Annotated in this window: 16 protein-coding genes; 5 read left to right on the forward strand and 11 right to left on the reverse strand. The window is 28.2% G+C overall.

All coding sequences use genetic code 4. The features are described 5' to 3' along the window. The first annotated feature begins 224 nt into the window (after nucleotides 1–224). The 3 genes from rpsF to rpsR are packed head-to-tail and all read left to right on the forward strand — an operon-like array spanning nucleotide 225 to nucleotide 1,478. Complete coding sequence (rpsF, locus tag VBM89_RS01465) at nucleotides 225–632, forward strand: 30S ribosomal protein S6 (protein ID WP_323176425.1); 408 nt, start codon at nucleotides 225–227, stop codon at nucleotides 630–632. Between the two features lie 38 nt (nucleotides 633–670). Then, nucleotides 671–1,204, forward strand: a complete 534-nt coding sequence (locus VBM89_RS01470; protein ID WP_323188544.1) for a single-stranded DNA-binding protein — start codon at nucleotides 671–673, stop codon at nucleotides 1,202–1,204. A 10-nt stretch (nucleotides 1,205–1,214) separates the two neighbouring features. Further along, the gene (gene rpsR / locus VBM89_RS01475; RefSeq protein ID WP_257089673.1) at nucleotides 1,215–1,478 is read left to right on the forward strand and encodes a 30S ribosomal protein S18; all 264 of its coding nucleotides are present in this window, start codon (nucleotides 1,215–1,217) and stop codon (nucleotides 1,476–1,478) included. An 82-nt stretch (nucleotides 1,479–1,560) separates the two neighbouring features. On the opposite strand, the gene VBM89_RS01480 is transcribed toward rpsR, so the two are convergent. The 3 genes from VBM89_RS01480 to trmB form a co-directional block, all read right to left on the reverse strand. Then, on the reverse strand, nucleotides 1,561–2,418 hold the full coding sequence (locus tag VBM89_RS01480) for a hypothetical protein (RefSeq protein WP_323188545.1): 858 nt from the start codon (nucleotides 2,416–2,418) through the stop codon (nucleotides 1,561–1,563). A gap of 1 nt (nucleotide 2,419) precedes the next feature. Further along, on the reverse strand, nucleotides 2,420–2,680 hold the full coding sequence (locus tag VBM89_RS01485; RefSeq protein WP_323188546.1) for a hypothetical protein: 261 nt from the start codon (nucleotides 2,678–2,680) through the stop codon (nucleotides 2,420–2,422). Nucleotides 2,681–3,023: 343 nt separating this feature from the next. Further along, nucleotides 3,024–3,635 (reverse strand): tRNA (guanosine(46)-N7)-methyltransferase TrmB, encoded by a 612-nt coding sequence (trmB, locus tag VBM89_RS01490; RefSeq protein WP_323188547.1) that lies wholly within the window; start codon nucleotides 3,633–3,635, stop codon nucleotides 3,024–3,026. Nucleotides 3,636–3,706: 71 nt separating this feature from the next. Between trmB and rsmD the strand changes: the two genes are divergently transcribed. Both rsmD and rlmD read left to right on the forward strand, forming a co-directional pair. Then, nucleotides 3,707–4,249 (forward strand): 16S rRNA (guanine(966)-N(2))-methyltransferase RsmD, encoded by a 543-nt coding sequence (gene rsmD / locus VBM89_RS01495; RefSeq protein ID WP_323188548.1) that lies wholly within the window; start codon nucleotides 3,707–3,709, stop codon nucleotides 4,247–4,249. After that, the gene (gene rlmD, locus VBM89_RS01500; protein WP_323188549.1) at nucleotides 4,237–5,565 is read left to right on the forward strand and encodes a 23S rRNA (uracil(1939)-C(5))-methyltransferase RlmD; all 1,329 of its coding nucleotides are present in this window, start codon (nucleotides 4,237–4,239) and stop codon (nucleotides 5,563–5,565) included. The genes rsmD and rlmD overlap by 13 nt, the downstream gene beginning before the upstream one ends. 14 nt (nucleotides 5,566–5,579) lie before the next feature. Here rlmD and VBM89_RS01505 read toward each other — a convergent pair whose 3' ends face one another. The 8 genes from VBM89_RS01505 to VBM89_RS01540 form a co-directional block, all read right to left on the reverse strand. Then, on the reverse strand, nucleotides 5,580–6,374 hold the full coding sequence (locus VBM89_RS01505; RefSeq protein ID WP_323188550.1) for a hypothetical protein: 795 nt from the start codon (nucleotides 6,372–6,374) through the stop codon (nucleotides 5,580–5,582). A gap of 53 nt (nucleotides 6,375–6,427) precedes the next feature. Next, nucleotides 6,428–7,252, reverse strand: a complete 825-nt coding sequence (pgsA, locus tag VBM89_RS01510) for a CDP-diacylglycerol--glycerol-3-phosphate 3-phosphatidyltransferase (protein WP_323188551.1) — start codon at nucleotides 7,250–7,252, stop codon at nucleotides 6,428–6,430. Then, a complete protein-coding gene (locus VBM89_RS01515; RefSeq protein ID WP_323188552.1) occupies nucleotides 7,224–7,796 on the reverse strand; it encodes an MHJ_0274 family protein in 573 nt (190 codons plus the stop codon). Before VBM89_RS01515 ends, pgsA begins: the two co-directional genes overlap by 29 nt. Nucleotides 7,797–7,808: 12 nt before the next feature. Next, nucleotides 7,809–8,141, reverse strand: a complete 333-nt coding sequence (locus tag VBM89_RS01520) for a hypothetical protein (RefSeq protein ID WP_323188553.1) — start codon at nucleotides 8,139–8,141, stop codon at nucleotides 7,809–7,811. A gap of 9 nt (nucleotides 8,142–8,150) precedes the next feature. Further along, nucleotides 8,151–9,620 (reverse strand): magnesium transporter, encoded by a 1,470-nt coding sequence (gene mgtE, locus VBM89_RS01525; RefSeq protein ID WP_323188554.1) that lies wholly within the window; start codon nucleotides 9,618–9,620, stop codon nucleotides 8,151–8,153. Nucleotide 9,621: 1 nt separating this feature from the next. Beyond that, a complete protein-coding gene (locus VBM89_RS01530; RefSeq protein ID WP_257089643.1) occupies nucleotides 9,622–10,212 on the reverse strand; it encodes a diadenylate cyclase in 591 nt (196 codons plus the stop codon). After that, nucleotides 10,212–10,451: a hypothetical protein gene (locus tag VBM89_RS01535; protein WP_323176435.1), complete on the reverse strand. Its 240-nt coding sequence runs from the start codon at nucleotides 10,449–10,451 to the stop codon at nucleotides 10,212–10,214. Before VBM89_RS01535 ends, VBM89_RS01530 begins: the two co-directional genes overlap by 1 nt. Before the next feature lie 265 nt (nucleotides 10,452–10,716). After that, a complete protein-coding gene (locus tag VBM89_RS01540; protein WP_323188555.1) occupies nucleotides 10,717–11,976 on the reverse strand; it encodes a cell division protein FtsZ in 1,260 nt (419 codons plus the stop codon). Between the last annotated feature and the right edge of the window lie 6 nt (nucleotides 11,977–11,982).

Consider the following 11,982-nt stretch of genomic DNA (forward strand, 5'->3'; position numbering starts at 1 on the left):
CATTTAAATAGTTTAAAAATTCAAATTTTGCCTAATTTGACACAAAAAAACTAAAATTTACTAAATTAGCCAGTGTGGTAGGTGTAAAAAATATTTTTAAAGGTGTGTAATAGTCTTAAAAGTTTTTGGTTAGATTTTGACACTCTTGTATAATATACAAGAGTATATAAAGATACTCCTTGGCTATAAGATTTTTAGCCCAGAAACGACCATAAGGAGAGAAAATGCAAAAATACGAAATTATGTCAATCGTTAGTCCAAAAGCAGACGTTCAAGTTTTAGTTGACTTATTAAACGAAGTTTTTGGAAAAGAAAACATTTCTAAAGTTGAAAAACTTGAAAGAAATGAATTAGCTTACGAAATCAACAAGTCAAAACATGGACAATACGTTTTAGCATTTGTTAATGCTAAAGGTTCAGACATTGCTGAATTTACACGTCGTTCAAATATTATTAAAGATATCTGAAGAGCTTTAGTAATTAATTTAGACACAGAAAAAGGTCTTAACGGAAAAGAATCTGTTAAAGAAACTAAAAAACCAGTACGTAGAACAAGAAAATCAGCTGCATCAGCAGAAGAAAAAGTTTCAAAACCTCGTACAAGAACAGTTAAAGCAAAAGCATCTGAATAATTAAATGCTTAAAAGTTTAGTTATTCACAGGGGGTATTATGTTTAATAAAATTACAATAGTAGGACGTATAACATCAGATAATGCGGTAGCACATACATCACAAGGTGTTCCATACGTACGTTTCACAGTGGCAGTTAATAGAAGAAACTTTTCAGCACAACAAAATGAAGTTACTGACTTTATCCCAGTTGTTGCTTGAAGATCAAATGCCGAGTTCATAGCGAGATATTTGAATAAAGGGTCTCTTGTTTTAGTTGAAGGGTCTTTACATTCAAATCAATATCACAGTAACCAAACAAACCAAATAGTAAGAACGTTAGATGTTACTGCAGATCAAATCGTCGCTCTAGAGTCAAAAAGTGTCAGAGAAGCTCGTGGTGGTTCTTTAAACGCAACTCCTTCTCCGGTGTCTGCGCCCCAAACGTATACTCCGACTTATAAAGCATCACAAAGTGTTGTGAATCGTAATACACCTGCGAATGCTACATTTGAAAATACTAATCCAAAAACCGGTGCTACTAAATTACACGATTTAGAAGATCTTTTCGCAGCACCTGAGGATTTAAATTAAGGAGATAAGAATGGCTTTTTACAAAAACAAAAAAGGTTTTATTAACAGAAGAAGATCATGTGAATTCTGTGATAACAAAATGACATATGTTGATTACAAAAACGTTGATTTATTACACAAATATGTAACAGCAACAGGGCAAATTAAAGCTAAAGCTGCAACTGGAACATGTGCTAAACACCAAAGAAAAGTTGCTAACGCAATTAAAAGAGCACGTTTCATCGCTTTAATGCCTTACCACGTTGTTCGTCCACGTATTCAAAAATCAAACTAATTTATATACTATTACACCACTTGTGAAAGCAAGTGGTTTTCTTTTATCAAAAACAAAAGCACCACTCCTGTGGTGCTTAAGGTTAAATTGAATTAGATTTTCTCTTTATTTTTTTATTGCGTTTTTGTTCAAATTCATTAATGTAGTAATAGTAGATATCTTTATAAATTTCTTTATTTTCATTTCCTACAAATTCTTCAATGTCATCAAAGTTATACAAGAAATAACCCATGTCTTCTGCATTCTTATAAATGCGTCACGTATTATTTATGTAAAAATACTTTTTCTTGGTTTTCTTTTTATTTTCAAAATTAATATCACTTACATCTACATCTCATGATGGAATTATTTTTAACTTCTCTAATTTGATATCAACTTTATTTTTTATTTTTAAATTGTTATCTTTTTTAAATAACTCACATTCATAAGTTCAATTTATATCTTTAAAATTATTGGTTATTTGTTTTAAAAAATCATTTCAATAACTAGAATATTTTATGAAAAAATAACGTTTTCTAGAGATACTGAAACAACTTCCGAATGGTATAGATGATACAACAAACCATACAAGAGGAAATGGAAAACCGATATCTGATTCCTCTTTTTTAAGGAAATTACTAGGAGGATAGATTCATGCAAAAAAGAATGATAAAGAGATTAGAAAATAAATTAAGCTAAAAAACGAAAGAATTGACAATGATGTTTCATATCTTTTGTATAAGCTTTTTAATGCTATAAAACCATCTAAATACTTTTTATTAATTGTTGCATTATTGTGATTTCAATATTTTAATTGCTTTCACCTGCAGTTCTCAACTTTGCTAAAATTTCTACCTATTGGTAAATAGAAACAGTAAAATAAAATCAGAGAAGATAGACTTAATAAAGCCCCAATAACAATTCATAGAATAAAAATTGTTCAAATCCCTATTAAGTCCATTTTAACCTAAGTTATCAATTTTATTATTGTTAGGTAGTGTTTTAATATATCAACCATTTCTCTTGTCATAGACTTTCATTAAACCTGATTTTTTAAGAACTTCATTATTTAACCTCTCAACAGCTTTCATATCTATTTGATTTAATGTTGTTGAATTTTCTCCAGAAATATTAACATTTGTTGAAACAGTTACCGGTGTCGAATTAACAACATTTGTTACTGAAGAAAATAATATTGTTGCATTAAGTAAATTATTTTTCATTTCTGCCTCTTTTTTAATAGTAATTATCTATTTATTATTAAAATTATATTCCTAAAGCAATAACCGTTTTCTATTTTTGAAAAAAATCTTTAACTATGCCGAAATAAAGAAATTCCAAAAATAATTCAAAAAATAAGAATTATTGTCATCCCTGTAGAATTCATTGTCATTAACCTTGATTAAAAATGCAATTTTATTTTTTATTTGTTGTTCTTCTATTATTCTTCATCAATACCTCTAATTTAATTTAAATTACTTATGTATTTAAATTACAAAATTAAAAAGCTTACTTTAATAAAATAATAAAAAATGAATACTATTATAGTATTCATAATTTTAAACATTATTCATTTGGCTTAGCGATTAAGAAATTAATGTTTTTACCAAGTGAAGATCATTTTTGCTCATATCCTGTTTGAACATTAGTTTCATTATACTTTGATGAATGTAAATCAGTTGTCATATCAATGATATTTCAATTATTTTCATTCAATGATTCTATTGAAAATTCAAATAACTTGTCATTATCAGTTTTAAAGTATAAGCAACCTTTTTCAGACAATAATTGTTTATATTGGTCTAAAAATGTTTTGTATGTTAATCTTCTTTTTTCGTGAGCTTTTTTAGGTCACGGATCTGAAAAAGTTAATCAAATTGTGTCTATTTTACCTGTAAATAATTCAGTTAAATTACTTGCGTCTTTAGTGATAATGAAAAGATTTTTTAAATTAAGTTCATTAATCTTCTTAAGAATTTTATTAGCTACTGTTGGGTATTTTTCAAAAGCATAATATGTAATATTAGGATTTTGAAGAGCTAATTGAGCAATCATTTCACCTTTACCTGCTCCAATTTCTAAAACATGGTTTTCTTTTAAGTTAACTGGAAATTCTTTAATTAAAAAGTCAGAATTTGCTAAATGTGCTTCAGCATTTTTATCATATCTCAATCTCATGGTTTTATTATAATGTATAATTTAAAAATCACTATATGAATAGTTAAAAAGAATTTTTATAAGGAGCTAAAATGAGAATAATAGCAGGTAAATTACGTCACTTAATAATAGAACAACCAGATTCAAAATTCACTAGACCTACAGGAGATAAAGTCAGAGAAGCTGTCTTTTCATCAATTCAATTTGAAATTGAAGACACGACTTGTTTAGACTTGTTTTCAGGTTCAGGAGCTTGAGCTATTGAGGCTATCAGCAGAGGTGCAAAACACGTTGATGCAGTTGAAAAACAAAGACAAGTTTTTACTGTAACTAAAGCAAATGTTGCTAAAACTAAAACAGATAATCAAATAAGTTTATTTAATGATGATGCTTTACATTTTTTAAGTAAGACAAGCAAAACTTATGATTTTATCTTTATTGATGCTCCATTTGTTGAATATGAATTAGTCAATAATTCACTTTTAACAATTTCACAAAAAAGCTTACTAAATGAAAATGGTGAAATTATTTTAGAAACTGATAAACCTAATTTAATTGTCTTGCCTGACAATTTGGAAGTTTATAAAGAAAAACAATATGGAAAGGTTTATATCTTAAAAATATGTCTAAAATAAACAAATATATCTTACGACAAGAGTTAAAAGTTAAATGCAGTGAAATTAGTTACGAAGGTTATGGTGTTTATAGAGATGAAAATAACTTTCCTATTTTTATAAGTGATTTATTGCCTAATGAAGAAGCAATTATCAAGATAACAAACTTATATAAAAATTATGCATTTGGATGCATTGTTAAACATTTAACTTTTTCCGAAGATAGAAACTCTGAATTTCAATGAACTCCATCAGCACCATTAGTCACTTTAAAATATCCTGCTCAAATCAAATTTAAAAATAACTATTTCTATAATTTGCTTAAAAGAAACTTGCAAAACATAAATTTAAATGAAGTTTATTCTCAATTTACTCAATCTCTAATTCAATTTGAATATAGAAATAAAGTTTCTTATAAATTAAGCGTTCAAAATAATCAGTTGACTATCAATGAAATTAATCAAAAGTCTAATGAAATAACAGATGCTAATAATTTATTTTTAGTTAAACCAATCATAAAAGAAACAATCAGTCATATTTTATATACAATTCAAACATTTCTGGAAAACACTAGCAAATTAAAAAACTTGAAAATGTTTGAAAAAATCACATTAAGAGCAAATTCAAAAAATCAGGTTGATGTTTGTTTATCAATTCACTCTGATTATGATTTGCCTAATAAATTAGTTAAATTACTTAATGAAATTACACAAGTTATTTCATTAAGTATCAACAAAAAGAATAGTGTACAAGTCTTATTTGAAAAAGGGCAATTCAAAATGCAATCGAATGATAAAGAGTTCATTTGTAGCATTCAATCTTTCTTTCAAGTAAACGATATTGTTGCATCAATGATGTTTACTAAGATAAAAGAGTATGTAAATAGCAAAAACAACATTAAAACTATTTTAGATGCATATTGTGGAGTTGGTACAATTGGTCAAATTGTTGCAAACAAAAATAATTATGTATATGGTTCTGACATTGTCTCAAGTGCAATTAAAAATGCAAATAATAACAAACTTTTAAACTCTGTTAGTGGTGAATATAAAACAATATCTTCTGATGTTTATTTCACTAAGAATGTTTCTAATTTAGAGGACAGCATTTTAATTTTAGACCCACCACGTAGTGGAATAAGTAAAGAATTCATTGATTGAATAATTGAAAAACAAATCAAAAATATTGTTTATATGTCTTGTGATGTTAAGACATTAACAAGAGATTTACAATTAATTTTAGAAGATAATTCTTATAAAATAACTTACATTCAAGGTTTTGATATGTTTCCTAATACACCACATATTGAGGCGCTTGTTTTCATCGAAAAAAAATAGTCTTGCGACTATTTTTATTTTGCGATTGCATATATTCCTGAAAGTATCATTGAAATAAGAACATATGTTGAAGCGACTATTCCTGTATACAATAAGTTTTTATACCAAATCTTTTTGTTTGTGTGCAATGAAGTAAAGAATGAACCGACACAAACATAGATGTTTGTTGGGAATGAAAATTCTTTAAACACTAGTGTAAAAGCTAAAAGTGCTACATAAGTTGTTAATCCAGCTATTGTATCAGCCATAACATATGAGCTTAAGTTTTCTGTTATTGTATGTTGAATAGTAAATAAGATTGATGCAAATATAATGATTTGTGTTACATCTTTGAAAGTTGAATAAGTCTTGATTGAAGTCTTATTCATATTCGAAACTTGAAGTTTCTTATATTTTCTTGATATTAAGCCTCAGATGTTTCCTGAAACTATCGAAGCAAGTACGTGTGCTAAAAATAACAAGAATAAGTTGAGGAATAATATTGTTTGATTATTTAAGTTTTTGTTAAATAAGTAAATAAAAACATAAAAAAGAGATACAACTGGGTTTATAACAGGAGGAACTTTTTTACTAATGTCATTGTATAAATCATTTTCAAATTGGTAAACAAGTCCTCTGAGAATAAAGTATGAAAGCAATCCTGCAGTAAATGTAGCTAAACCATATGTAAATGGAAATATAAATTTTAATTTAGCATATTTTTTGCCTACATAAGTTAGTAGCAGTGACATAGTTGATAAAAATGTAACTGCTAAAAACTCTGCAACAAATAGTTCTCATAAAAACTTCTTTGTTAATATAAATTCCACTGTAAATCCTTGATATGTTAACTGATATTTGATTTGAGCTTATTTAAATTAAATTATTGTTTATTTACTTCTTTTTTTGATTTTTCAATTTGTTCTGCTTGTTTTTCTTCAACCACTTTTGTTTGTGTAGTTGTAACTGTTTCTGTTGTTGTAACTAATTTAACAGCTTTAAATGCTTTTCTTACATAGAAAATTCCTGAAAGAATTCCAAATACTAAAGCTACGTAAATTGTGATGTTTAAAATGTATCTAACAATTTGTTGGTGTGATGTTGCATTTAATGTTGCATAATGCAATCCAACTGTAACAGTTAATGTGATTGTAAGTCCTATAGCTAAAACAAATGTTTTAATTTTTCCTCATTTACCTGCTGATACATCATATCCTTTTGATGCTAAAAATACTCTAACACCATCTACAATAATATCTCTTAATAAGAAAAGTGCCATAGATCAGAAAGGTAAAACATTAATTACGGCTAAATAAACAAGTGTTAAGTTAACCATTAGTTTATCTGCAATTGGATCTCAAACTTTTCCAAACACAGATACTAAATTACGTTTTCTTGCAATTGCTCCATCAAAGTAGTCTGTAACCATAGCTCCAATAAAAATTGCAAGGATTAATAAATTAATAATTGTAAGTGCAATTTTGTATCCTAGAACGCTGCCTAAATTTGGTAAAGTTTCTAATTTAAAATATGATGCACCAGCTTGGTCAGTTCCTAAGTAAATTAATAAAATACTAATTGACATTAATAGAAGCATTGGAACAACTAAAATGATTCTGATTAATGTAAGTAAGTTTGGTAAACTGATTTTTTTCTTTTCTTTTACAACTTTTACTTTTTTAATTTTCTTTTCCTTTGTTGAACTCATTTTTAAAAATCTCCTCCATTTTACTGTGTAATTCAGCTTCTTCTTTATAAATTTGATTAATTGAAGCTTCATTGTATTTTTTAACTTCTGCAAAAGCTTTTTCTTGGTTTGTATTAAAGTATTCTAAAACGTTAGGGATTTTTTTAGCTCACAAGTTTGAGTTGCAATCTCTAAGTTGTTCTAAGTTTTTAATAAAAATTTCGTGAGCAGGGTTTTTGAATAAGAATTCTCTAAATTCAGGTGATTTAAACACTTTAACAAGAATATTTCTAGTGTTATTGTTAATTTCTGACATTGTGTATTCACCAATTGATGGTACAAATTCATCGTGTTTTACTTTGTTAAGTTTGATTAATTTGTTAACCATAACGTTAAGTTCATAAACATACACGATTGCTTCTTGTGTAAATTCAAAGTGCGCTTGTCTTTGTTTTTTCTTTGCAATTTTATCCTTAATAAACTGGTATAAGATGTATGATGCTAAAGCAAGTAAAACAACACCAAGGATAACTCAAATTGCTATATTTAATTTATTATCAGGCATAACATCTCCTTTCTATTTTGTAGTTATTTTTAATTTTCATTTAGGTTCTTTTGCTACTACGTATTCTTTGATTAAATCATCTAATTCTTCAGGTGTAAAAGTTCTTCCTTCTAACATCGATTGATGTAAGAAGTTTCCATATCCTCTGTAATCAAATGAATTAGCAGGTTGATATAGTACGTATGAAATTTTTCCACCAGTTGATAGTGTTCTTGAAATTTCAATGCCTACATCCTTTAGTTCTTCTTTGATTAATTTTAAGTTTTCATTTGCTTCTTTTTTAGCATTAACATAGTTTTCTGCTAATAAAACGATTTTTTCAATATCAATTGTTTCGTGTTGCATAAATTCTCCTTAAATTCAATGAGCACTGTGTGCTATGAAAAGAACTAAAATGTTAAGACCGAAGAAAATCAATGTTGATAAAGCATCTGATAATGTTGCCAAAATTGGAGCAGACATAACAGCTGGGTCTTTTTTAAATTTAATAGCTACAAGAGGAATAATTGTTCCTAAGAATTTAGCAAATATAACTACAAAAAATAGTGATAATGAACTTGCTAAAATAACAAATGAAAGAACACCTCAACTTGCTGTTTTACCATCACTTTCTCTAAATGATGGAATTGCAAAGTAAATATAAAGTCTGGCTACATTGACTACGAACATAATCGCCCCAATAATAGCACCAATGGATACTTCACGACCAACTACTTTTCACATATCTTTAGTTCCAATTTCACCTAAAGATGCTGCACGAGTAATTGTTGTGGAAGATTGAGAACCTGCGTTTCCAGCAGCCCCTGAAATAATCGGAATAAGTCCAACTAAGATAGCAGAAGAAATTGCAACATTAATTCCGTTAACAAATCCTTCTGAAACGTCAGTGAATTTTTGAATAATAAATTGAGATAAAGTAGCTGAAATCATTAAGATAATTAATCATAAAACACGAGATTTAACAATTTGCATAATTGTTGTTTTAAGATAACTTTCTTCAGCAGCTTCAGGGTTAATCCCGGCAAGCTTATACATATCCTCTGTTGCTGAATCTTGAATAACATCAATAACATCGTCAGCTGTAATCATACCGATAAGGTATCCATCAGCTGTAGTTACTGGAAGCGTTGATCTATCGTGGTCAGCAAATATGTTAGCTGCATTTTCTTTTTTATCATTTGGATGAACTGTTGTAACAACGTTGTAAAGTTCATCTAATGTTTCTTTTTCATCATCTGCAAAGACTAATTCTTCAAGTGTGATGTCTCCAAGTAATTTCTTTTGGTCATCTACAACATAGAAGTTGTGTGTAAGTTCAATGTTGCTTCTATAGTCTTTTTTGATTTTTGAAATAGCTTTTTTAACTGTTCAATCAGATTTAAGAACAGACATATCAACGCTCATAATACTTCCGATGCTATCGTCATCGTAAGATAAAATGTTATTTAATTTTTGTCTTTTTTCTGAATCTGTTTTAGACAAAATGTATTTTGTAATGTTAGCTGGTAATTCTTCAAGAACGTCGGCTAACTCATCAGTTTGAAGTTCTTGTAAAACTTCCATACCTCAATCTTGAGTGAATGATTGAGCTAAATTAACTTTTGTATCATCATCTAAATAAGCAAAAACGTCAGCAGCATCTTCGGTTTTAAGCACCCTTAAAATGTAAAGTTGCTCATTGATTGTTAATTCACCAAGTGCTTCAGCAAAGTCTGCAAGAGGATATTTTTCAAGCAACAATCTAACGTCTTTAATTTTTTTAGCAGCAATGAGAGTTCTTAAATTTTGTATTAACTCTAATTTTTGTTCTTCTGTGAAGTTCATATTACTCACTTAAGTACTTAATTAAATCTTCTTGGAAATGATCTAATTCAGTATCTATCATTGCTCCGTTTTTGATGATTTTAATTTGTCCATTTTCTTCTGAAACTACAATTGTAGTTGCATCTGATTGTTCAGAAATTCCCAAAGCAGCTCTATGTCTTGAGCCATAATTAGCTTCAAAACTTCTTTTTGTGATTTTGTAAAATGTAGCTGCATAGTAGATTTTGTTATCTCTAATAACCACAGCACCATCGTGCAATGGAGATGTTTTATTAAAAATCGAAATAAGCAAACTGCTCGAAATGTTTGCGTTAACAACAACACCATCGGTTCTTAAGTTATCAATGTTGTCATTGTTTTCAATCGTAATAAGGGCACCAATTTTGTTTTTTGATAAGTAATCAACTGTTTCTCTTAATTGGTTAATTAAACGAATTTGACTACTTTTTCCTAATTTTTCATATTTTGATTTTCTGATTTTATTTCCAACAAATGTAGAAATCATTGGTTTTAAGAAGTAACCTAAAAGCCCTAGTATTGCTATAAAAGTTAAGCAACCTATAACTAATGAAATGATTGCAACAACATTCATTATGCACCTTTAACAAAATATGCGATTAGGATGATTAGCACCATTACAAGTAATGTGAAAACTATTCCAAGAATGTTAAAAGTTAAATCTTTTTTGTATCAAGGAAGAGCTTTTTGTGATTTTTTGTGTTCTAATGCTTCTTTTTCTGCTTGCGCTTTAACACGAGCGTTATTTATCTCATTTTTTCTAAATTCAACTAAGTCAATGAATTTTCTTTTTTCTTTAGTTTTCTTATCCATATTGACTCCTTTTGTATATTTACTTTTTTAATTTATATAATTTTAAATTGTTTTTTTTAAAAATAAAATTTTTAAACTAGTTAAATAAGCATTGCAGAAAGTAGTTTTAGTTAATTGACAAATTAATTTTTGATTTTGATATTAGCTAAATTAGCTAATTTTAAATTATGCAATTGCAAAAACTGCATAAAAAAACAGTTCTTTAGAACTGTGAAAAATTAGCATAATTTTGTGATTAAAATATTCTTCAAAGACATCGATTATTTTAATTAAATCATACCTTTGTTTTTGAATCATCTACTTCGTTTTCGTTTGGAATATTGAAGTAGTTTAATAATTCTATAGAAGGATTTTCTTTTGATGCATCTGCAGCATCTTCTTCAACTTTAAGAATTTCTGTATCTTGAGTTTGTAACTTGATTTCTTGTTCAATAATACTTTGGACATCTTCAAGAATAATTGTGTCTTGTTTGATGTCTTCTAGCTCATTGATTTGTTCTATAACTTCAACCTTTTCTTCTTGCACATAGATGTTTTTGTCAACTTGCTCATCTTCACCTGAACCAATTACAGTGATTTTGAAAAATCCTGCATTGTGTGGTGTATTGATAATTTCTTGACCTATTTTGATAGCTTCTGATTCATTAGCTTCATCGATGTTTAGTTTTTTGTAAACACCCATGATTGCTTCTTGAATTTGAGCTGATGTCGTATTTTGGTCATATTGCAAGTTAATTAATAATCTCGAAGGTGCAAATAATGGATAATCATAATAGTTTGGTTCAAAAAGCTTGTTAAGTGCTTTTGAAACTTTTGATTCTCCTGAACCTTGTGTGACGTTGATGATTGATTTACCTGAATTTGTCAATGCATTTTTAAAATCAGCAAAGTCAATGTTGATAAATCCTACTTTGTTTAAAATGTCATTAATTGCAACTACAATATTTTTTAAACTTACGTTAGCTAATCTGTATAAGTCTGCACTCGGAACTGATGGGTTCAATTCTGAAATTTTTTGGTTTGATAAAACTAAATATGCGTCTGTATTTTGTTTAAGATTTTCAATACCATTTGTAGCTATTTTATTTCTTGCTTTACCTTCATATGTGAATGGTGTAGAAACAATACCTAATACTAATGCACCTTGCTCCTTGGCAATTTGGGCAATTAATGGTGCTGCTCCAGTACCTGTTCCTCCACCAAATCCAGCAGTTACTATTACAATTTTTGAACCGCTTAATTTTTCTTTAATATCTTCAATACTTTCTTTAGCAAGTTCTAATCCAAGTTCTGGATTTGAACCGGCACCAAAACCATTGTTACTTTTTCCAAGAGTTAGTTTATTTTCACATTTACTGTGTTCTAATGCTTGAGAATCTGTATTTGCAGCTATGTAATTGATGTTTGGCAAATTTTCATCAATCATCATATTTACTGCATTATTTCCTGCACCACCAACGCCAATGATGGTGATTTTAAAGTTCTCTCATTTTTTATATTGACTATTTTGGGTTAATTGATCCATTTTTTA

Origin of the sequence: Mycoplasma sp. 1199 (genome assembly GCF_034863365.1) — a bacterium.
GTDB lineage: Bacteria > Bacillota_I > Bacilli_A > Mycoplasmatales > Metamycoplasmataceae > Mycoplasmopsis.